The organism is Jeotgalibaca ciconiae (genome assembly GCF_003955755.1).
Classification (GTDB): domain Bacteria; phylum Bacillota; class Bacilli; order Lactobacillales; family Aerococcaceae; genus Jeotgalibaca; species Jeotgalibaca ciconiae.
The window spans coordinates 92654-113979 of record NZ_CP034465.1 but is presented as its reverse complement, the minus strand read 5'-3'; the positions used below and the strand labels follow the sequence as shown (position 1 = coordinate 113979).

At 36.3% G+C, this 21326-nt stretch carries 19 protein-coding genes; 15 read left to right on the top strand and 4 right to left on the bottom strand.

Annotated features, from left to right (window positions below; genetic code table 11):
• Nucleotides 1-2: 2 nt before the first annotated feature.
• The 4 genes from aroC to EJN90_RS00555 are packed head-to-tail and all read left to right on the top strand — an operon-like array spanning nt 3 to nt 4215.
• On the top strand, nt 3-1196 hold the full coding sequence (aroC, locus tag EJN90_RS00570; RefSeq protein ID WP_126112169.1) for a chorismate synthase: 1194 nt from the start codon (nt 3-5) through the stop codon (nt 1194-1196).
• Between the two features lie 7 nt (nt 1197-1203).
• Nucleotides 1204-2490: a 3-phosphoshikimate 1-carboxyvinyltransferase gene (aroA, locus tag EJN90_RS00565; RefSeq protein ID WP_126108379.1), complete on the top strand. Its 1287-nt coding sequence runs from the start codon at nt 1204-1206 to the stop codon at nt 2488-2490.
• Between the two features lie 16 nt (nt 2491-2506).
• Nucleotides 2507-3010, top strand: a complete 504-nt coding sequence (locus EJN90_RS00560) for a shikimate kinase (RefSeq protein ID WP_126108378.1) — start codon at nt 2507-2509, stop codon at nt 3008-3010.
• A gap of 14 nt (nt 3011-3024) precedes the next feature.
• Complete coding sequence (locus EJN90_RS00555) at nt 3025-4215, top strand: pyridoxal phosphate-dependent aminotransferase (protein ID WP_227872535.1); 1191 nt, start codon at nt 3025-3027, stop codon at nt 4213-4215.
• A 226-nt stretch (nt 4216-4441) separates the two neighbouring features.
• Here EJN90_RS00555 and EJN90_RS00550 read toward each other — a convergent pair whose 3' ends face one another.
• Nucleotides 4442-6325 carry a heavy metal translocating P-type ATPase gene (locus tag EJN90_RS00550; protein WP_126108376.1) on the bottom strand — a complete coding sequence of 628 codons (1884 nt, stop codon included), beginning with the start codon at nt 6323-6325 and terminating at the stop codon, nt 4442-4444.
• A 243-nt stretch (nt 6326-6568) separates the two neighbouring features.
• Between EJN90_RS00550 and EJN90_RS00545 the strand changes: the two genes are divergently transcribed.
• Complete coding sequence (locus EJN90_RS00545; RefSeq protein WP_126108375.1) at nt 6569-7075, top strand: PTS sugar transporter subunit IIA; 507 nt, start codon at nt 6569-6571, stop codon at nt 7073-7075.
• Nucleotides 7076-7354: 279 nt separating this feature from the next.
• On the opposite strand, the gene EJN90_RS00540 is transcribed toward EJN90_RS00545, so the two are convergent.
• Nucleotides 7355-8386, bottom strand: coding sequence for a lactonase family protein (locus tag EJN90_RS00540; RefSeq protein ID WP_126108374.1), 1032 nt, complete (start codon nt 8384-8386; stop codon nt 7355-7357).
• Nucleotides 8387-8551: 165 nt separating this feature from the next.
• Between EJN90_RS00540 and EJN90_RS00535 the strand changes: the two genes are divergently transcribed.
• The 7 genes from EJN90_RS00535 (at nt 8552) to EJN90_RS00505 (ending at nt 16481) form a co-directional block, all read left to right on the top strand.
• Entirely contained in the window at nt 8552-8911 is a 360-nt protein-coding gene (locus EJN90_RS00535) for a PTS glucitol/sorbitol transporter subunit IIA (RefSeq protein ID WP_126108373.1), read from the top strand.
• 22 nt (nt 8912-8933) lie between these two features.
• Nucleotides 8934-10136, top strand: a complete 1203-nt coding sequence (locus tag EJN90_RS00530) for an AI-2E family transporter (protein WP_126108372.1) — start codon at nt 8934-8936, stop codon at nt 10134-10136.
• Between the two features lie 280 nt (nt 10137-10416).
• Entirely contained in the window at nt 10417-11052 is a 636-nt protein-coding gene (locus EJN90_RS00525) for a TetR/AcrR family transcriptional regulator (protein ID WP_126108371.1), read from the top strand.
• A gap of 18 nt (nt 11053-11070) precedes the next feature.
• Nucleotides 11071-12801 (top strand): ABC transporter ATP-binding protein, encoded by a 1731-nt coding sequence (locus EJN90_RS00520; protein ID WP_126108370.1) that lies wholly within the window; start codon nt 11071-11073, stop codon nt 12799-12801.
• The gene (locus EJN90_RS00515; RefSeq protein ID WP_126108369.1) at nt 12798-14606 is read left to right on the top strand and encodes an ABC transporter ATP-binding protein; all 1809 of its coding nucleotides are present in this window, start codon (nt 12798-12800) and stop codon (nt 14604-14606) included. Before EJN90_RS00520 ends, EJN90_RS00515 begins: the two co-directional genes overlap by 4 nt.
• 347 nt (nt 14607-14953) lie before the next feature.
• A complete protein-coding gene (locus tag EJN90_RS00510; protein WP_126108368.1) occupies nt 14954-15340 on the top strand; it encodes a GntR family transcriptional regulator in 387 nt (128 codons plus the stop codon).
• Nucleotide 15341: 1 nt separating this feature from the next.
• Complete coding sequence (locus EJN90_RS00505) at nt 15342-16481, top strand: DUF1648 domain-containing protein (protein ID WP_126108367.1); 1140 nt, start codon at nt 15342-15344, stop codon at nt 16479-16481.
• A gap of 53 nt (nt 16482-16534) precedes the next feature.
• On the opposite strand, the gene EJN90_RS00500 is transcribed toward EJN90_RS00505, so the two are convergent.
• Both EJN90_RS00500 and EJN90_RS00495 read right to left on the bottom strand, forming a co-directional pair.
• Entirely contained in the window at nt 16535-17200 is a 666-nt protein-coding gene (locus EJN90_RS00500; protein WP_126108366.1) for a type 1 glutamine amidotransferase, read from the bottom strand.
• Nucleotides 17201-18550 (bottom strand): Mur ligase family protein, encoded by a 1350-nt coding sequence (locus tag EJN90_RS00495; protein ID WP_126108365.1) that lies wholly within the window; start codon nt 18548-18550, stop codon nt 17201-17203.
• A gap of 209 nt (nt 18551-18759) precedes the next feature.
• On the opposite strand from EJN90_RS00495, the gene EJN90_RS00490 reads away from it, so the two are divergent.
• The 3 genes from EJN90_RS00490 to prmC are packed head-to-tail and all read left to right on the top strand — an operon-like array spanning nt 18760 to nt 21304.
• Nucleotides 18760-19329, top strand: coding sequence for a thymidine kinase (locus EJN90_RS00490; RefSeq protein ID WP_126108364.1), 570 nt, complete (start codon nt 18760-18762; stop codon nt 19327-19329).
• 51 nt (nt 19330-19380) lie between these two features.
• Nucleotides 19381-20460: a peptide chain release factor 1 gene (gene prfA / locus EJN90_RS00485; RefSeq protein WP_126108363.1), complete on the top strand. Its 1080-nt coding sequence runs from the start codon at nt 19381-19383 to the stop codon at nt 20458-20460.
• Nucleotides 20447-21304 (top strand): peptide chain release factor N(5)-glutamine methyltransferase, encoded by an 858-nt coding sequence (gene prmC / locus EJN90_RS00480; RefSeq protein ID WP_126108362.1) that lies wholly within the window; start codon nt 20447-20449, stop codon nt 21302-21304. The genes prfA and prmC overlap by 14 nt, the downstream gene beginning before the upstream one ends.
• Nucleotides 21305-21326: the final 22 nt, after the last annotated feature.

The following is a 21326-nucleotide window of genomic DNA, read 5'->3' as shown; positions in this document are numbered from 1 at the left end:
TGTTGAGATTTATTACAGCAGGAGAATCACATGGGCCAGTATTAACAACGATTATTGAAGGACTACCAGCGGGGATGCCTTTAAATATAAATGAAATTAATGAAGCATTAGCAAAAAGACAAGAAGGATACGGCCGCGGAAATCGTATGAAAATTGAAACAGATAAAGTGGAAGTAACCTCTGGTGTACGTCATGGTAAAACATTGGGCTCACCTGTAACTTTCTCAGTGGTTAATAAAGATTATAAAAATTGGCAAAGTGTTATGAGTGCAGAACCTATTGAAGAAGAACTTTCAAAAAAAAGCCGTGTAGTACATCGTCCACGTCCTGGGCATGCTGATTTGGTTGGTGGAATCAAGTACCACCATAAAGACCTTCGGAATGTACTAGAGCGCTCATCAGCGAGGGAAACCACCATGCGTGTAGCAATCGGAGCAGTGGCTAGTCAATTATTGTCGGCTCTTGGAGTTGAAGTGGTTGCCTATGTTTGTGAATTGGGTGGAATTAAGGGACAAGTAGATGTTTCTGAAATGAGTTTGGCGGAAATTCGTGACCGTGCAAATCAATCTCCTGTAAAAATGGTGGATGCTGAAAAAGAACAACAAGTAAAAGACAAGATTGACGAAACTAAAAAGGCTGGAAATACTTTAGGTGGAGTTGTAGAAGTCATTGCGGAAGGATTGCCAATTGGATTAGGAAGTTATACGCAATGGGATAAAAAAATTGATGCGCGTTTAGCAAAAGCGATGGTAAGTATTAATGCATTTAAGGGTGTTGAATTCGGAGATGGGTTTGAAGTGGGAAGAAGATACGGCAGCGAAGTAATGGATGAAATTGCTTATAATGCTGAGCTTGGATTCTATCGCCTAAGCAATCATTTGGGTGGGATCGAAGGTGGCATGACGAACGGTATGCCTGTGATTGTAAGAGGTGTAAAAAAACCAATTCCAACTTTATATAGACCCTTGCAGAGTGTGGATATTTATTCGAAAGAAGAATACCAGGCGAGCATCGAACGAAGTGATACAACTGCAGTGCCGGCAGCAAGTATTATTGCACAAGCGGTTGTTGCAACAGAATTAACACAAGCAATATTAGAAAAATTCCCGAATGATAGTTTTGATGAATTACAACAAGCAGTTGCAAATTACCGTGAATATAGTAAAAACCCTGATATGTGGTTAGAAGAGGAGTAAGTATTCGATGAGAAAATTGATCAATCACGCGAAGAGTTTGCAAGGGAAATTAACGATACCAGGAGATAAATCCATTTCTCATCGAAGTGTCATGTTTGGGTCGATTGCGGAAGGTGAGACACGCATCACTGGATTTTTACGTGCCGATGATTGCTTAAATACTATCAAAGTCATGCGACAATTAGGCATTCAAATCCACGATAATGGTGATGAAATCATTGTAGAGGGAAGAGGGATGAACGGCTTGCGTCCATCTAAAGAAATATTGGATGTAGGAAACTCTGGAACTACGATTCGTTTGCTGAGTGGTTTATTAGCTGGTCAGTCTTTTACGAGCGTAATTGCAGGAGACAATTCCTTGAATAAACGCCCAATGCAACGAGTGATTGCACCATTGGAACAAATGGGAGCAAAAATATCAGGAGATAAAGACAGCGAGTTTCCTCCGCTGACTATTGAACCAATAAACGAATTACATGCTATCGAGTATGAAATGCCTGTAGCAAGTGCACAAGTTAAATCAGCAATTATTTTAGCGGGCCTCCAAGCAGAAGGCGAAACCGTTGTGATTGAAAAAGAACAATCCCGTAATCATACAGAAGAAATGTTGCAACAATTTGGAGGAAGCTTGCAAATTGATGACAAGGTTATTCGCATAAAAGGCGGGCAAACCCTAAGAGGACAAAGAATTGAAGTTCCAGGTGATATTTCCTCAGCAGCATTTTTCTTAGCCGCTGGATTAATTGTTCCAAATAGTGAAATACTACTTGAGAATGTTGGAATGAACGAAACGCGTTCTGGCATCATTGATGTAATAAAAGCAATGGGTGGAGACATCACAATTGATATGAGAGAAAATCGAATAAGCGCAGATATTACTGTGCGAACAAGTCAATTGAAAGCTACAACTATTGGTGGTTCCATCATACCTAGGCTGATTGATGAGTTACCGGTGATTGCTTTACTTGCTACTCAAGCCGAGGGGATAACTGTTATTAAAGATGCGGAAGAATTAAAAGTAAAAGAAACGAACCGTATTCAAGCAGTAGCTTCGCAACTTAATCATATGCAGGCAAACATCATTGAAACGGAAGATGGTTTGATTGTTCATGGAGGTACACCATTGGCAGGAGCGACAGTTGACAGCTTTGGCGATCATCGAATCGGAATGATGTTACAGGTTGCTGCTTTATTAGTAAAAGAAGATGTATTTTTAAAAGAAGCTGAATGTGTGAATATTAGTTATCCAACATTCTTTGATGAGGTCTTGAATCTTACTGGGACAGCAGGCTGACAAAAGAGGTGTAGTCATGGCAATTATTTTAATTGGCTTTATGGGAGCCGGAAAGACAAGTGTAGGGAAGTTGCTCGGGAAAAAAACGGAAAAAAACTTCATTGATCTAGATTACGAAATCAGCAAGCGTCTTCAAATGCCTATTTCAGAGTTTTTTGTCGAATATGGGGAAGAAAAATTTCGTGAAATTGAGCATGAATTATTACTAGAGTATCATCAATCATCTGGCGTAATTTCAACGGGAGGCGGTTGTATCGAAACGGTTGCTTGTCGGGAGTTATTAAAACAGCAAACGCAAGTGATTTACTTGCAAGCAGAGTTTAATACTTTGTGGAATCGAATTATTGACGATCAATTGAATATCCGACCATTAGCCCAATCAAATGAATCGAAAGATCTGAAGCGGATTTATCAAAAACGTTTAGAGTTTTACGAGGATTGTGCGGCTCATACAATTGCAACTGATCATCTGACAACAGAGGATGTAGTAAAACAAATACTTCAAACTATTGATTGGTGAATGGGGGAATTTTATTGATTTCAAAACGAATACAAGATATCCAACTATCTTCGACTTTAGCTGCTACTCAAAAGACGAGAGAATTGAAGGCAGAGGGCAGAGATATTATTTCTTTAACAGTCGGCGAGCCGGATTTTGATACGCCAAAATATATTTTGGATGCTGCAAATAAAGCAATATACGAAGGAAAAGGGCATCATTATACGGATAGTGCCGGTATAGCCGAATTACGGCAGGCAATTGCTGATTTTCATCAAAAACATGATTTCGTTTCTTATGAAATGGATGAAATTTTTGTTTCAGCAGGAGCGAAATTAATTCTCTATTATTTGTTTCAAGCTTTGGTAGATGAAGGAGACGAGGTCCTTATACCGATACCCTATTGGGTGAGTTACAGCGAACAAATTCGACTGGCTGGAGGAGTTCCTGTATTCATAGAAACAGACCCAGAGAATGGGTTTGCCCTCACAGAGGAATTGTTAGATCGCTATACAAGTGATAAAACAAAGCTCCTTGTACTGAATTCACCGTCAAACCCTTCTGGAGCTGTCTTTAACGAAGAGCAGTTACGAATAATTGGAGACTATTGTGTTAGAAAAAACATTTTAATTATTGCAGATGAAATATATTACAAGCTAGTTTTTAACGGAGCGAAAAGTCAGTCTATCGCATCTCTCTCAGAAGAAATTCGTCAACAAAGCATTATTGTGAATGGAATGTCAAAAGCCTTTGCGATGACAGGATGGCGAATAGGATATGCACTAGGAAGCAAGAAAGTCATGCAAGCAATTAATAAAATTGCTAGTCAGACAAGTGGTAATGCTGCTGGAATCAGTCAGTATGCTGCTCTAGCTGCATTAACAGAAGGATCAGACTTTATGGAAGAAAATCGTAAGTTGTTTGAAACTCGCTTGAATGCGGCATACCCATTAGTAAAAGATTTACCGGGTTTTAAATTATATGAGAAGCCAATGGGAGCTTTTTATCTGTTCCCGGAATGTTCTGAGGCTGCAAAAATGACGGGTTATGATACTGTCGATGCGTTTACAATGGCTTTGCTTGAAGAAGCTCATGTTGGTCTAGTTGCAGGTAGTGGCTTTGGGATGCCCAAACATATTCGTTTTAGTTATGCGACGTCCACAGAAGAATTCGCTGAGGGGGTTCAACGAATCAAAACATTCATGGAGAAACATCGAGCAAAGTAGACCCGAAAATAAATGCCTTTCTACTTTAAAGCATTGCGCACAAATATAGAGAGTGGGAAAAAAGGCGTTCAGCCCCGAATCACTGGAGCGAATCATGCTCAGATGGTTGCAGACCATCTGAGCATGATTCGTGAAGTGGACGTCGGGGCTGCCTTTTTGAGCACATTTACGCTACATTATTCGGGTATAGGAAAGAGGCTGGGAGTTTTTCCCAGCCTCTTGTTTTTTAGTTTTTTGGATTATTTAATAACAAACGTAAGCCGTTCAAAATAACAAGGATGGTACTGCCTTCGTGTCCAATTACTCCAATTGGCAGATTAATTACTTGCATTAAGTTCGCAATAATGAGTAGTATAATCACACTCATAGAAAAAACAATATTTTGTACGGTTATTTTTTTCAGTTTTTTGGATAAATGATAGGAATATTCCAGTGTCTCTAAATCATTTTGTATCAGCACAACATCTGCCGTTTGCATAGCAATATCGGTACCTTGTCCCATTGCAACACCGATATCGGCATTTGCTAAAGCAGGTGCGTCATTGATTCCATCACCCACCATCCCCACAAAATCATATTCCTTCTGTAAATCTTTTAAAATTCCTGTTTTTTGCTCTGGCAAGCAGTTCGCGCGGTATTCATCTATTCCTAATTCATCTGCAATTGCTTTAGCAGTTTCATGATTGTCGCCTGTAATCATAAGCGTATGAATATCGTTTTTCTGTAAAAAAGAAATGGTCTCTTTCGCGCCAGTCTTAGCAATGTCCAGAAGTGCAAAATAAGCGACCATTTCTCCATTTTTTGAAAGAGAGACAACCGTCTTTCCTTCTTGGGAGAGTTTCTGTGTTTGCTTGGAAAATATATTGGTTTGTTTAGAATGCTTGCGAGTGAAATCCATTTTTCCGATCCGCCACTCGTCGCCTTGATATTCACCTGATAAACCCAAACCAGTAAGATCTTTTTGATTTGTTAATGATATATCAGAATAATTTCTTTCTTTAAGGAAATTTACAAGTGCAATCGCAATGGGATGAGTAGAACCATATTCTAAAGCATAAACAATTCCTAAAATATCTCTTTCATTTTGTTCTGGCGATATGTAAGAATCTGTTACAATTGGTTTTCCGTTTGTTAAGGTACCTGTTTTATCGAAAGCAATACAAGAAAGGGAGCTGAAATTCTCGATTGCAATACCACCTTTAAAAAGAATCCCTTTTTTCGCTGCACTGGAAATAGCTGCTAAAGTTGCTGGCGTAGCGGAGGCAACCAATGCGCATGGCGATGCTACGGTCAGGAGTACCATTCCTCGGTAAAACGATTCACTCCAAGTCCAATTTAAAAAGAAATAAAAAATAAATATCATGGCTGGAACAAAAATAAGTACAGCTGTCACATACTTATTCTCAATGTTTGTAATGAAACTGGCTGTTTTAGAAGGTGTCGACTGTGCTTCCTTCACCATTTGAATAATTTTTGCAAATAAAGTTTCATTCGAATTTTTATTTACTGTAATCGTAATAGGTTCATCTAAATTGATAGAAGTTGCATACAGTTGATCGTTCTCTTTTTTCTCACGTGGGATTGACTCTCCTGTAATAGAAGATTCATTAATGGTAGCCTTCTTGGAAAGAAGCGTGCCATCAATTGGAAGACTGTCCCCCTTTGCCACAAATATTCGATCCCCAATCGACAAGTCCTCGACGTTCACAGTTTCCAGTTGATTCTCTTTCGTAAGCCTTTTAGCAGTAGCGGGAACAATACTCATTAAAGAACTAATGGCTTCTGTACTTTTGTTCAATGCATATTCTTCTAAAGAACCTGACAAAGAGAAAATAAAAATGAGCAAGGCACCTTCGAGCCAATATCCAATGATAGAGGCGCCAATAGCAGCAAGTACCATCAAAATATCCACGTTTAATCGCTTATTTTCAATTGTATCGTAAAAACCTTCCCGAGCTTGAAAGAATCCTCCGATAATAAAAGAACTAACAAAAATAATCGCTACAGGAAAATCCGTTTTCGAAAATTGAAAGTAAATACCAATCAAAATGAGTATCCCACTAATAATAGTAGCTGTCATTGGCTTATTGTTTTTCCATAGTGTGTTCATATGACCACCTTTTTCTTTGAATTGTAATTGCCGTAATTAAATAGTATCAAACAAAAAAACAAATTAGAATGGTTATAATCTAGCTGGTAGTGACTCTCATTCTCATTTATCATAATTTGTTCACAATTAATAAGACGAAAGCAATGGTACTTAAATAGGAAAACAATGGCAATTATGGTATCATTGTAAGTAAGTGTATAAGATGAAAATTATTATAATTAATCTTGTAAAGGTGGCGTTAATATGTTTAATTTTTTCAAAAAAGATAAAAAAGAAAAGGATACTCCAATCGAGAAAGAGACTCTATTTGCTCCTGTAAATGGAAAGATAGTTCCTGTTACAGAAGTTGCAGATCCAGTATTCTCACAAAAAATGATGGGAGACGGCTATGCAGTTATTCCGGAGGACGGTAATATTTATGCGCCTGTCGAAGGGAAAGTACTAAGTGTCTTTCCAACGAAGCATGCAATTGGAATTAAATTAGAAAGTGGAATAGAAGTTTTGATTCATATGGGATTAGACACCGTTGAATTAAATGGGAAACCTTTCGAAACATTTGTTAGCGAAGGTGATAGTGTGACTTCCGATACGCTTGTTGCAAAATGTGATTTGGCTGCATTAGCTGAAGCTGGAAAAGATAATGCGATGGTTGTTGTTATTACGAATATGGATAAAGTAAAAGAATTTTCTTTAGATGAAAACGGCACAGTACAAGCGAAACAAGCTATAGGTATAGTGCAACATGCGTAAAATCTGCGTATGAAGCAGTAGGCCAGGACTCGATGGCTAGACATCGATGGCAGAAAAAAATTATATTACCTACTCTACAAAAAATCAGGCTGATCATTTCAGCCTGATTTTTATTATAGACTAGGGGATTATAAGTTCAGCCATCAATGTCTAGCTCCCAAGTCCTGACCTAGTGAAAAAAAGATAAATTTGCCCCATTGCGCGCTTCGCTGCTCATTCAGGGTCAAATTTCCTATTTTTTCATAGGCCAAGGCGGACTTGTTCGCTTTTCTTATGAATTTAAAACTTTACACATACACACTCTGGTGCATAAACGTCCTTTTCTAGTAAGGTTAGTTTTCCAACAGCTTGATTACGCTTGAATAGTGTTAAATGGTCTGAATCCTGGTGTCCCACGATAAGATAGTTTTCATCAGGAGAAAAGTTGAAATCACGAGGTGTTTCTCCTTCTGTAGGAACATAGTCTACCAGAGTTAAAGCTTCAGTAGTTTCAGACGCTTCGAAAACAGCGATTGAATTATGTCCACGATTAGAATAATATACAAAATTACCATCATTGCTTACACGAATTGCGGCACCACTATTAAAAGAAGTGTGTGTTTCAGGTATAGTTGAAATACGGTCAACATATGTAAAAGTCGCATCTTCTTGATGATATTCTAAAATTTCAATTTCACTACTCAATTCACAAACTAAGTAGACCGTTTTGCCATTTGGGTGGAAAGCCAAATGACGCGGGCCTGATCCAGCTTTAGCTGTATAACGAGAAATTTCGGTTAATTTACCTTCATCTGAAACTTCATAGCTGAATACTTCATCCGTGCCTAAATCACAAACTAGTAGAATTTGTGAATTTGGAGCATAGTCGGTATAGTGAACATGAGGAGATTTTTGATTTTCATGAACGCTGCTTCCTTTGTGAATCACGCGGTCTGTCTGTTCAAGTGTGCCGTCTTCATTTTCTTTATAAACGGATACATACCCCCCATGGTAGCTCGCTGTAAATAGTAATTTACGAACCTCATCAAAAGAAATATAACAAGGAGCGGCATCCTCTGTAGTTGTTGATGCACGTTTTTTATATTCACCATTGTCTAAAAGATTAAAAGATGTTAATCCAGCACCATTTTCTTCTTTCGAAATAGTATACATAGTTTTTTTGTCAGATGAAAACGTCAAATAAGTAGGAGAGTCCACCTCAGCGATTAATTGATAATCAACTAACTTATCATTAGTAGTATCCAACGTAATTTTATGTACCCCTTTACTTTCCCTTTTTGTATAGGATCCCAGATATAAAGTATATTCCATAAATTGTTTCCTCCTCTAATTTTTAAGTCCTACAGTAAGTATATCAAATTATTAGAAAAAAACCGTTTTGAATGAATAAAAAAAACAAAATTCTCTTGCTATTCATTTTTTCGAATAGGATATGATAGAATAAAAGTATCACTATGAAGAAGGAGATTTATATCTATGATTAGCGAAATAACTCATATTGGAAAAGATGCAATCAGCACAGAAGAAAATATTTTAATTTTATTTGGGGAAGATGCATCTACATCAATTAAAGATGTATCGGTATTACAAGCCTTTAAAAAAACAGATAGAGATTTTGAACTACAGAAGAAAGATAAATTAGTTTTTGGAAATCAAGAGTATGATGTAGAGTACGTTGGGGAAAATGTAAGTGCAAACCTACGTGCGCTAGGACATGTTACGCTGGTTTTTAAAGAATTCGATCATGAGAACTATATCGAAACAAGTGTCTATTTGTCGCCATATAAATTACCAGAAGTCCAAACAGGTATGGAAATTAAGTATCTTTCTAATTAATAAAAGAAAGTGAGTGAAGGATATGGAGAGAGCAACTAAAGGTTATCAGCCCCAAAGGAAGCGAACATCTTGGTTTGAACGTTGGTTTTTAAATAACAAATTTGTAACAGCATTGTTGATTGTGTTGTTGATTTTGTTAATCATCTTGATTTTTTCTAAGATTTCACATTTGTTCCAACCAGTAGGCAGTTTTTTTAACGTAATTGGTTTTCCGCTTATTCTAAGTGGCATTCTCTATTATTTAATGAATCCACTTGTGAATTGGCTTGAAAAGAAAAAAGTAAATCGAACAGCTGCGATTTGGCTGTCTTTCATTGTTCTTATTCTTCTAATAATCTGGGGAGTTGCTATTCTAATTCCGGTTATTCGCGAACAAACGATTGGGATTATTGATGATATTCCTCAATTTTGGATCACCATTAATAATATGTTTAATAACTTTTTTGAGTATGAGTGGTTCCGTTCTTTTCAGGAGCAGTTTACTGAGATTAATACAAACATTTTTAATGCTCTTACGAGTTGGGCAAATAATTTCTTGTCTAATACTTTTTCAGGAATTGGAAATGTTTTAGGTGTAGTGACAAATGTTTTGGTGGGGCTGATTACAATGCCAATCATTTTATACTACTTGCTAAAGGAAGGGGATAAATTTCCTAGTCAAATTTTAGCTTTTTTACCCAACCGTCATCGTGCTACGGTAAAAGATTTATTAACAAAGATTAATTTGCAAATCAGTCAATATGTTCGTGGTCAAATCACGGTTGCTTTTTTTGTAGGCTTAATGTTTGTCATCGGTTATTCGATTATTGGCTTAAACTATGGTATTGTACTCGGTATTTTAGCAGGCTTTTTAAATGTAATCCCTTATTTAGGATCATTTTTAGCAATGATACCAGCAGTTATTGTTGGTTTAGTTGAGTCTCCCTTGATGCTCGTACAAGTATTAATTGTTTTTAGTATTGAACAGTTCATTGAAGGAAGAGTTATTTCTCCACAAGTTCTGGGAAGTAATTTATCGGTTCATCCGGTAACCATCATGATTGTCCTGCTGACAGCAGGAAAAGTTTTTGGATTAGTTGGCTTCGTTTTGGGGATACCTGGTTACGCTGTTTTAAAAGTTATTTTTATGCATGTCTTTGAATGGTATAAAAATTATTCAGGATTATATGAAACAGAAGCAGAACTATCAGAAGGAATAATTGAAGACACCAATGAAGATCAATAAAAAAGGAGCCGATATCGGCTTCTTTTTTTACAGAATAATATAATTTTTTTATGCCTTCGATATCTAGCTGCTAAGTCCTGAACTAGTGAAAAAAGATAAATTTGTCCCATTGATTGCTTCGCTGCTTCTGCTGTACCTGTAAGAAGCTTCGCTCTCCAAACACAATTTCTTGTTTTCGAAATCTTTTTTGTTGACAGATGTGACAGCTTGTCATAATGTTATAACTATGTCTCATGACAAGTTGTCATGTTTTTTATTTTTTTAGAAAGAAGGTGTAGATTTGCCAAAGAAAACTTTTTTTAATTTACCAGAAGATAAGCGGGAGCGTTTATTAAATGCTGCGTATGTGGAGTTTTCTAGAATACCATTGGAAGAAGTTTCAATCAATGTGATTATTCAACATTCAGATATTTCACGGGGAAGTTTTTATCAATACTTTGAAGATAAGGACGACTTGTATTTTTACTGCCTTAGTTTATTGAAGAAAGACCAGAACGAGGGAATTATCAATTGCTTCAAAAAGGCAGACGGAGATCTATTCGAAAGTCTGAAAGATACCTTTAAGTTTTTATATGAATATTACTTAAACGGTGAGTATAAAGACTTTTACCATCACTTCTTTGTGAATATGTCTTATAAGAGGAGTCGAAATATATTCGAAAAAGATTCACAAAATGATAAAAATCAAAAACATATGAAAAAATTTGCAAAAATTCTCGAAATAGTTGATCAATCAAATCTTAATTTTACTTCTGAAGAAGAATTGAATGAATTTCTACAATATATTTTTCAAATGATTCATTGGACACTCTCAAAAGTATTCTTACAAAATTTATCTGAAGAAGAAGCTTTTCGAATTATCAACAGTAGATTGTCATGGATGGAGAATGGTATCAGGAAAAAAGAAAACAATTAAAAAGGAGGGGTCCTCTCTATGTTCGAATTAGGGAAACGGATTTCATGGAAAGCATTTTTGGGTTCCGTATTATTTATTATTGTTCAAGTGTTTGCAGAGTTAAACCTTCCGAATATGACTTCTAATATCATCAATAATGGAATCGCAACGGGTGATATTAGCTATATTTGGAATACTGGATTTCGAATGTTGTTACTGACAGGGATTACCATTGTAGCAGCGATTATTGGAGTACACATTTCTGCAAAAGAATCTCAACGGGTGGGACTTCAAATCCGCGGAGATATTTATCGAAAAGTAATGTATCTGTCAAAAGATAAAGTTAATTCAATTGGAGCAGCATCTTTGATTACTCGATCCACTAATGATGTGGAACAAGTTCAAATGGTATTTATGATGTTCTTGCGTATGATGATGTTTGCACCAATTATGGGTATAGGAGCTGCGGTTCTTTCTTATACTCAAAATCCTGAATTAGCTCGAATTTTCTTTGTATCTGTACCAATCTTAATTTTCTTGTTATTTATTATTATGCGTTCGGCTATTCCTCTATTTAAGTTAATTCAGAAAAAGACAGATCGATTGAATTTGATTTTTCGAGAAGGGTTGACGGGAGTCCGAGTTATTCGCGCTTTTAATAAGAGCACGTACGAAGAAGAGCGCTTTGCGGAAGCCAACGAAGATTTCATGCAAAATAATGTGAAAGCTATGTCTATCATGAGTTTATTGATGCCGATTATGACGCTTGTACTAAGCGGCACAAACATTTCGATTATTTTAATTGGTGGAGAATACATTGCAATCGGAAATATGCCGGTTGGAAATTTAGTTGCATTTATTAATTACTCAGCAATGTTACTGTTTAGTTTTATGATGATGTCAATGATTTTGACGATGGTTCCACGTGCACAAGTTTCTGCAGCTCGTATTAATGAAGTATTAAACCTTGAAAGTACTATTCAAGATGGAGATCATCTGTTTGATGAGGCTGAACTGCAAAATGAAAGTAGCCAACTTGCTTTTGATCATGTGACCTATTATTTTCCAAATGCAGAGAGACCTGTTGTTGATGATATTGATTTTAGTATGAAGGCCGGCCAAACGTTAGCAATTATTGGTGGTACCGGATCAGGTAAGTCCACGATTGCTAATCTAATCATGCGTTTTTACGATTCAACATCAGGAAATGTTTATTTAAATGGAATAAATGTAAAAGAATTAAATCAATTCAATATCCGCGAACGAATTGCTTATGTACCACAAAAAGCAAATCTGTTTTCCGGTACGATTCGTTCCAACATGCTTTTTGGCAAGAAAGATGCTACTGATGACGAAATCTGGCAAGCATTGAAAATAGCACAAGCAAAAGATTTTGTAGAAGGATTAGAATTAGGTCTTGAATCTCCTGTAGAACAAGGTGGAACGAACTTCTCGGGTGGTCAACGCCAACGACTATGTATTGCGCGTGCAATTATTAAAGAACCGGATGTTTATGTTTTTGATGACTCGTTTTCAGCATTAGACTTTAAAACGGACGCAGCTCTACGTCATGCTTTAAAAGATGAAACGGAAGATGCGATTGTGGTTATTGTGGCACAAAGAATTAGTACCGTTATGGATGCTGATTTAATAGTAGTGTTAGACAATGGTAAAGTAGTTGGAAAAGGTACACATGAATCCTTGATAAAAGATAACGAGACTTATCTTGAGATTATGAATTCTCAATTTAAAGAAGGTGAAAATGAATGAGAAACGCGCCAAAAGTAGTAAGAAAACCCAAAAACTTTTGGGGAACGTTAAGAAGATTGTTTAAATACATGTCATTAAAAAAATGGCTGCTACTATTAGCTTTTGTTTTATCAGGAGTAGCAACGATTCTGCAAATCTTTACTCCACGTGTTTTAGGGAATGCTACGACAATCATTTTTAATGGGGTAATTGAAGGAGTTCAAGAAGGAACCTCTAGATTTCCAATCGATTTTTCATCTATATATAAAATTTTAACGATGGTTGCAATATTGTATATTGCAAATGCATTACTTTCTTATGTTGCTCAATTTACTCTTGTTCGTATTGTTCAAAAAACGGTTTATGATTTGCGACAGGATTTTAAAGCAAAGATGTCTCTTGTTCCAATTTCTTATTATGATACAAACAGTAATGGAGATATCATGAGTCGCGCAATTAATGATGTTGATAATATTGCTCGTCAATTGGTCCAGACAGTGAATCAGGCCATTATAAGCATTGTGCAGTTCTTCGGAATTTTTATCATGATGCTAAGCATTAGTTGGAAACTTAGTATTGTAGCATTGATTACGGTTCCGTTAAGTGCGTTTATTATTTCGCTTATTGCTCCCCGATCTCAACGTTACTTTAGTAAACAACAACGAGAACTAGGAAAGCTGAATGGACAAATAGAAGAGAATTTTTCAGGTCATACCGAGATCATTAGTTTTAATCAAGAAGAAAAATCTATCGAAATATTTGAAGAACAAAACGAAAAATTATTCAAAGTTGCTTTTAAAGCGCAGTTCATTTCTGGTGTTTTAATGCCATTAATGAATATGGTGAAAAATCTAGGATATGTATTTGTTGCGGTTCTTGGTGGGATTGAAGTAGCAACCGGAGTCATGCCTTTAGGGGATGTGCAAGCATTTCTGACTTACACGAACCAATTCTCGGAACCCATGAAGCAATTAACAAACATTCTAAATACAATTCAATCGATCGTTGCATCAACTGAACGAATTTTCGAAGTTTTAGATGAAGAAGAAATGGAAATTACTTCTACTGATATTCCTGCTGTTCAAACGGATGATAAAGTGACTTTTGAACATGTTCGTTTTGGTTATGATCGTTCTGCTGATTTAATGACTGACTTTAACTTGAGTGTGAAGAGTGGGCAAATGGTTGCGATTGTAGGTCCTACTGGAGCAGGTAAGTCAACGATTATTAATTTATTGGAACGTTTCTATGATGTTCGAGGCGGCAGCATTAAACTAGAAGGTGTAGATACGCGCGATATGGATCGTGATGCATTACGTGATCGCTTCGCAATGGTGCTACAAGATACATGGTTATTCCATGGAACCATCTTTGAGAATATTAAATACGGTGCAAGAAAAGGCATAACGGATGAAGAAGTATATGCAGCAGCGAAAATGGCTCATGCAGACGAGTTCATTCGTACCTTGCCTGAAGGATATCAAACGTACTTGAATGAAGAGGCAAGTAACATTTCTCAAGGGCAGCGGCAGTTACTGACCATTGCCCGTGCATTTATCAAAGATCCAGAAATCTTGATCCTTGATGAAGCAACATCCAGTGTTGATACACGTACGGAAATCTTGATTCAAAATGCGATGCGTAAGTTGTTGGAAGGTCGTACAAGTTTTGTTGTTGCTCATAGATTATCCACTATCCGGGATGCAGACAACATCATTGTCATGAACCAAGGTGACATTATGGAAACAGGAACCCATGATGAACTGATGGCTCAAAAAGGTTTCTATGCTGATTTATACAATAGTCAGTTTACAGAAGCATCTTGATGATGAATGAATAAAATAGATTTGAAAAGGCTGGGAATTTTCCCAGCCTTTTTCCGTATTTTAAGATAAGGTAAATTTTTTATTTTCAATATTTAACAGGATTATCTTCCAGTGAGCAGTTTGCTATCCTCTCAGTAGATGAAATAGTAAAGGATTCTCATCCAGTGAGAATGGATTCAAGTCCACAGTAGATGAGATACGGTAATAATTACATCCAGTGGACTCGAAAAACTTCTTCAGTGGAAGGAATATCAGTTCATGCTAATAAAGTAATTTTTCAATTGGAATCATCACCTTATGTGTGTTATACTTGATGTATAACAAGTAGAGCTAACGGAGGTGGAGAGATGTTTATTGAAGTAGAAACAACCAGTACGATACCGATTTATACACAGCTCATTAATCAAATAAAGAAAGCTATTGTCAAGAGGGAGTTGACGGAGGGAGATTATCTGCCAAGTGTTCGTATTTTGGCAAGTGACTTGAGTGTGAACATGCATACTGTCAATAAAGCTTATAATTTATTAACTGATGAGGGGATTTTATTAAAGAGTAATAAAGGATATACAATTAGCCCAATCGAGAATCGAGAGGCCACACCGGAGCTGGCGAGTGAAATCCAAGCTCGATTGGAAGAAATTCTAGTAGACGCTTTTGTCCATGAGTGCTCAGAAGAATTGATAACAGAATGGATTGCAAAAATATCGGTAAAATTAAGAAAGGGGGAGGAATAGTATGTGGACATTTATTTTGCTAATGTTTTTTACGATGTTGTTTATGGGAGTGACAATTGGTATTACACCATTGGTTAGTAGAAGATCGACGCCATTTGGGGTTTCAGTTCCCAAACAGTTCTTGAAAGATGATTTTATTGTAAGATTGGTTAAACGCTATGCCATTATCAATATAGCCATCAGTTTTTTTCTGGCGCTTCCCTTGTTGCTGATTCCGTTTTATTTGGAAGAAAATAAAGTTGATATGGTTATTTCCATTTACTTAATAATCATTATCTTCCTATTCATGATTGTTTCCTTTCTTATCTATTTAAAATATCGAAAAGAACTAATGAAGTGGAAAAAAACTTTACCAATTGATGAAGTCTCAATTAAGAAAAAAATAGTAATTGATTCAAACTATCATGAAAAGTTGAAAATGACGCCTTCGAGTGCATTTGTTCTGTGGCAGCTTGTAATCATTATTGTAACGGTCGTTATTTCCTTAATGAATTACGACCGGATTCCTGATCAAATCCCGATTAATTTTGATAGTAATTTTCAAGCAAACCATTATGTAGAAAAATCATTTCTGACTGTTTTATCTTTTCCGCTTCTACAAGTTCTGTTCATACCTATTTTTTACTTTGCACATTATTCATTTATCAAATCAAGACAGAAACTATCTCCGCTGGCACCTGTTATTTCTAGTGAAAAGAGTAGAAGATATCGACAAGCTTGGTCGAAATTTTCCTTCCTGATAGCTATATCTACACAATTATTAATATCGAGTCTCTTTTTATCTTCTGTTTTAATTGATGAAAAATATTTCTGGCTTCAAATTATTGTAGTTGCTCTTTATCTCCTACTGACAATTGGCAGTACATTCTATTTGTCCATTAAATACGGACAAGGTGGGGAGAAATTGAAGTTATCGGAATCCGAGGATGAAGATAGTCAATATTATCAAGATCCAGAAGAAGATGAGAAATGGATTGCAGGGATGTTCTATTATAATCCGGATGATGCAGCTGTGTTTGTAGAAAAACGATATGGTATCGGAACAACGATTAATCTAGCTAGATGGCAAGGGTGGGCCTTTGTTTTAGGGATTCTGCTTCTCACACTTATTATGATAATTTGGTCATTTTTATTAGAATAATAAAAAAACAGGGTTTCAAGTCATGATGAACTTGAAGTCCTGTTTCTCTATTTTTATGCAAGTAAGTTTTTCTTTTGATGATTTTTAACGGCTAAATCGACAATTCGTTCTGCTAAATGAATATTGCGGACTAGTAAAGGACCATGGAAGTAAGAGCAAAAGACATTTTTATAACGAGCACCTTCTGTTTTATCTTCGCCATTATTTCCTTTACCTTCTTGAACAATACCTAAAGCTCTCACATGATCACCCAAGAATGTACGACCATTATGATTTTCAAAACCATGATAAGTATCACCGGATTCTTCATCGTAAATGGTAATATCACCAATAAAGCGATTATTTTCTTGGTTCAATGTATAATAATCAATCGCGCTGATTCCTTTGATTTCTTTTCCACTAGCATCCACATAGTGATGACCTAATAATTGGTAGCCGCCACAAATTGCTAGCAGAACCCCATCTTTTTCAATATATTCTTTAATATCGTCAGCTTTTTGTTGAATATCTTTTGACACGATGAATTGTTCGTAATCTTGTCCTCCGCCAAAAAAGACTAAATCATATTGATCTGCTTCAAAAGGTTGATCTAAGCTGACAATTTCAGTTTCAACGGTAATTCCTTTTTGTCGCGCACAATACTGCAGCATCAATAAATTTCCGTTATCACCATATGTATTCAATAAATTCCCATATAAATGACAGATTCTCAGTTTCAATTATTTCATCCTTTCTTTGATATAGCCTCTATCAGCTAACACTTTACGCAAATTCAAAACGCCAGTATAAGTAGCCATTACATAAATTTTTTCAGTAGGCTCTTGTTGAAAGGATTCAATCAACTCATTCACAGAATCATAGACGTTCATTTTTTCTTCTGGTATGCCAGCCACTTTGAGACGTAAGTTCATTTCGTCTCGGCGAATACCACTCACGCTTACGCTTGGAATAGTATGTTCAACTAACTTTTCAAATTCCCCGTCCCAAATCCAACTTACATCGGTTCCATCAGCCGGGCGGTCGTTCAATACGACAGCTACTGTGAAAGGATCTTTTTCATAATCAAGTAAGTCGATGATTTGATTCAAACCAACCGGATTTTTAATAAGATTTAACACAATGGTCTTGTTATCAATTTGAATCGTTTCTTGACGCCCGAATTTTTGCTCAGCAGAAGAAAATCCTGATTGGATTTCCTCTGGTGTTAAACCAAATTCACGTCCAACTGAATAAGCTGCTAATGCATTGTAAATATTATATAAGCCAGCAACATTAATTTTAAAAGGACGCCCATCAATTTCAAAAGTAGAAGATTGGTAATCCAAATGATCAACGGCTGTAACGGCATATTTTAATTCCGGACGTTTGAAGTCACAATTTGGACAATAATACTTTCCGAGATTTGCATATGTATTAAACTTATAGTGTAAAATGCTTTGGCAATTTGGACAGAGAACACCGTCCGTATTGTAATGTGCCATTGTTTCGCCATCTTTTTCATGGTTAAAGCCAAAATAAATTTGAGGGTTTTTAAGGTCTTTCGAATGGAAAATAGGGCTGTCACCATTTGCTAAGATTGTTGCATTGGGCGCTTGCGCTGCTCCGTCTACCATTTTTTGGTAAATGGTGTAAATCTCCCCGAAGCGGTCCATTTGGTCACGAAAAACATTTGTGTTCACAATAATGCTTGGTTTTATATATTTGGTAACGTGGATTAAACTAGCTTCATCCACCTCTAAAATCGCGATTTTTTTGTTATTGGCTTTAGAATCTCGTTTTTCTAAGAACGTAGAAATAATTCCTTGCTCCATGTTTGCCCCTGTCGGGTTTGTTAACACATGGTTAAATTTTTGTTGTAAAACGTGGTACGTCAGGGAAGTTGTAAGTGTCTTACCGTTCGTGCCTGTAATAATGACTACTTCATAGTCTTTTGCTAAGTGAGAAAGAACAGCTGGATCAATTTTCGCGGCAAGTTTTCCTGGTAAACTTGTACCACCATTCGTAAATGTACGTAATGCCCACTGTGTTCCTTTTCCGACCGTAATGGCCAATGCTCCCCGAATACTCAAATGTATCTCTCCTTCAAAAATTCTCTTTGACATCATAGCATAAAAGTTGTTTATACTGAAAGTAATGGATAAAAATATAGGAAGAATACTCATTAATTTTATTATTTCTTAACATCTTGTTGAATTAAGCTTGTATGATTGACTTTAAGGCCATTTATTACTATTATATTACAAGATAATAATTATGAAAAATACTGGCGGGGTGAAAAATGGCACAATTATTTTTTAAATATGGTGCAATGAACAGTGGGAAGACAATCGAAATATTAAAGGTTGCCCATAATTATGAAGAGCAAAATAAGCCAGTATTAATTTTTACGAGTGCTATTGATGACCGCGATCAAGTTGGTTATGTTGCGAGTAGAATTGGGCTTCGCAGAGAAGCTAAGGCTGTTCATGAAGAAACAGATCTTTATGAAGTTGTAAAATCTGAAAAAGATAAACCATATTGTGTACTCTTAGATGAAGCACAATTTTTGAGTAAGAAACATGTCTTACAATTAGCTAGAATTGTAGATGATTTAGATATTCCGGTTATGGCATTTGGTTTAAAAAATGATTTTACAAATGAATTATTCGAAGGATCGAAATATTTATTATTATACGCTGATAAAATAGAAGAAATAAAAACAATTTGTTGGTATTGTCATAAGAAAGCTCTCATGAATATGAGAATTGTAGATGGGAAACCCGTTTATAAGGGGGAACAAATTCAAATCGGTGGAAATGAGTCTTATATCCCTGTATGCCGTAAACATTATTTTCATCCAGAAATTTAGAATGACAAAAAGATAGGATTCATATTTGGAAAAAGAAGGGTTTTGAGATAGATGTTTGATCAGCTTGACACATTCATCATCCGTTATGAAGAATTAGCGGAATTATTAAGTGATCCGGAAGTGATTTCGGATACACAACGTTTAATGCAGCTTACAAAAGAAGAGTCAGATTTACGTCCCAAAGTTGCTGTATTTAGACGGTACAAAAAATTAGAAGAAGAGATTAGCGATACAGAAGAAATGCTTTCAGAAAAATTAGATGCTGACATGGCAGAACTTGCTAAAGAAGAATTATCGATGCTGAAAGATGAAAAAGAAGAATTAGAAGAGCGAATTAAAGTATTGTTGCTGCCAGAAGACCCAAATGACGGGAAAAATATCATCATGGAAATCCGCGGAGCAGCGGGTGGAGATGAAGCTGCTCTATTTGCTGGAGATCTTTTTGAAATGTACAGCAAATATGCAGAAAACCAAGGTTGGAAAGTAGAAGTAATGGATGCAAATATTACCGGTATTGGCGGTTATAAAGAAATTATTTTAATGATAAAAGGACAAAATGTCTTTTCTAAATTAAAATATGAAAGTGGCGCTCACCGTGTGCAACGAGTACCCGAAACAGAATCACAAGGGCGTGTACACACATCTACTGCTACAGTCGTTGTAATGCCGGAAATGGAAGAAGTAGAACTGGATATAGCTGATAAAGACATTCGTACAGACATTTATCACGCAAGCGGTGCAGGTGGACAGCACGTCAACAAGACTGCGTCTGCTGTCCGTTTAACTCATATTCCAACGGGGATTGCGGTTGCGATGCAGGACGAACGTTCTCAAATTAAAAACCGTGAGAAAGCAATGAAAGTTTTGCGCGCGCGTGTTTTTGACAAAATCACCAGTGAAGCACAATCAGAATATGATGCAAATAGAAAGTCAGCAGTTGGGACAGGAGACCGTTCTGAACGAATTCGCACCTATAATTTCCCTCAAAATCGAGTAACGGATCATCGAATTGGGTTGACGATTCAAAAACTAGATCAAATCTTAAACGGTAAGTTTGATGAAATTGTAGATGCATTAATTATTGCGGATCAGGCTGAAAAATTGGAGAATTTAAATAATGGTATCGATTAGTACACGAACCTATCAACAGGTGGTTCAAAATGCAGTAAAATATTTGGAAAAATTTAATAAAAACACTTATGTTGCGGAAAGATTGCTGATTGATCGATTGGATTGGACTAAAACAGATTTTATCCGTCATTTGAAAGATGAAATGACGGATTCTATTTATTTACAGTATTTAGACGATTTGAATCAATTCATCGAAGGAAAACCTCTGCAATATATTGTCGGAAAAGAATGGTTTTACGGAATACCTTTGAAAGTCACAAAAGATACACTTATTCCTCGTCCGGAAACGGAAGAACTTGTTCACGCAGCTTTGAAACATTTGAATCAAACAGTCGGTGAAAAACCGCTTCGTGTATTGGATATTGGGACTGGATCAGGGGCCATCGCCATTACCATGAAATCTGAACGCCCACAAGATATTGTTACTGCAACAGATATATCTGGAGCAGCACTTGATGTAGCCAAAAAAAATACAGAGTCACTGGATTTAGCTATTCGCTTTTTACAAGGAGACTTATTAGAACCAGTATCTTTAGAAACTTTTGACTGCATTATTAGCAATCCGCCGTATATCGGCTTTGATGAAAAAGAACTGATGGACGTTTCTGTTTTGCAACATGAACCGCATTCGGCTTTGTTTGCAGATAATGGGGGCTTTAGTGTATATGAACGACTAGCGTATGAATTGCCCTTTTACTTAAAAACAGATGGCTGTCTCTTTATGGAAATTGGTTTTCAACAAGGAGAAAAATTACAACAACTCTATCAGCAAGCATTTCCAGATAAAGAGGTTAGTATCCAAAAAGACATTAATGGACTGGACCGTATGTTAATCGTTAAATAGTAATAAACAAAAGGGTTGGATA

Excerpts from the sequence above, each read along its gene's own strand:
- aroA (WP_126108379.1), top strand. The coding sequence starts at position 1,204 with ATGAGAAAATTGATCAATCACGCGAAGAGTTTGCAAGGGAAATTAACG.
- EJN90_RS00560 (WP_126108378.1), top strand. The coding sequence starts at position 2,507 with ATGGCAATTATTTTAATTGGCTTTATGGGAGCCGGAAAGACAAGTGTA.
- EJN90_RS00550 (WP_126108376.1), bottom strand. The coding sequence starts at position 6,325 with ATGAACACACTATGGAAAAACAATAAGCCAATGACAGCTACTATTATT.
- EJN90_RS00545 (WP_126108375.1), top strand. The coding sequence starts at position 6,569 with ATGTTTAATTTTTTCAAAAAAGATAAAAAAGAAAAGGATACTCCAATC.
- EJN90_RS00540 (WP_126108374.1), bottom strand. The coding sequence starts at position 8,386 with ATGGAATATACTTTATATCTGGGATCCTATACAAAAAGGGAAAGTAAA.
- EJN90_RS00535 (WP_126108373.1), top strand. The coding sequence starts at position 8,552 with ATGATTAGCGAAATAACTCATATTGGAAAAGATGCAATCAGCACAGAA.
- EJN90_RS00530 (WP_126108372.1), top strand. The coding sequence starts at position 8,934 with ATGGAGAGAGCAACTAAAGGTTATCAGCCCCAAAGGAAGCGAACATCT.
- EJN90_RS00520 (WP_126108370.1), top strand. The coding sequence starts at position 11,071 with ATGTTCGAATTAGGGAAACGGATTTCATGGAAAGCATTTTTGGGTTCC.
- EJN90_RS00515 (WP_126108369.1), top strand. The coding sequence starts at position 12,798 with ATGAGAAACGCGCCAAAAGTAGTAAGAAAACCCAAAAACTTTTGGGGA.
- EJN90_RS00510 (WP_126108368.1), top strand. The coding sequence starts at position 14,954 with ATGTTTATTGAAGTAGAAACAACCAGTACGATACCGATTTATACACAG.
- EJN90_RS00505 (WP_126108367.1), top strand. The coding sequence starts at position 15,342 with ATGTGGACATTTATTTTGCTAATGTTTTTTACGATGTTGTTTATGGGA.
- EJN90_RS00490 (WP_126108364.1), top strand. The coding sequence starts at position 18,760 with ATGGCACAATTATTTTTTAAATATGGTGCAATGAACAGTGGGAAGACA.
- prfA (WP_126108363.1), top strand. The coding sequence starts at position 19,381 with ATGTTTGATCAGCTTGACACATTCATCATCCGTTATGAAGAATTAGCG.
- prmC (WP_126108362.1), top strand. The coding sequence starts at position 20,447 with ATGGTATCGATTAGTACACGAACCTATCAACAGGTGGTTCAAAATGCA.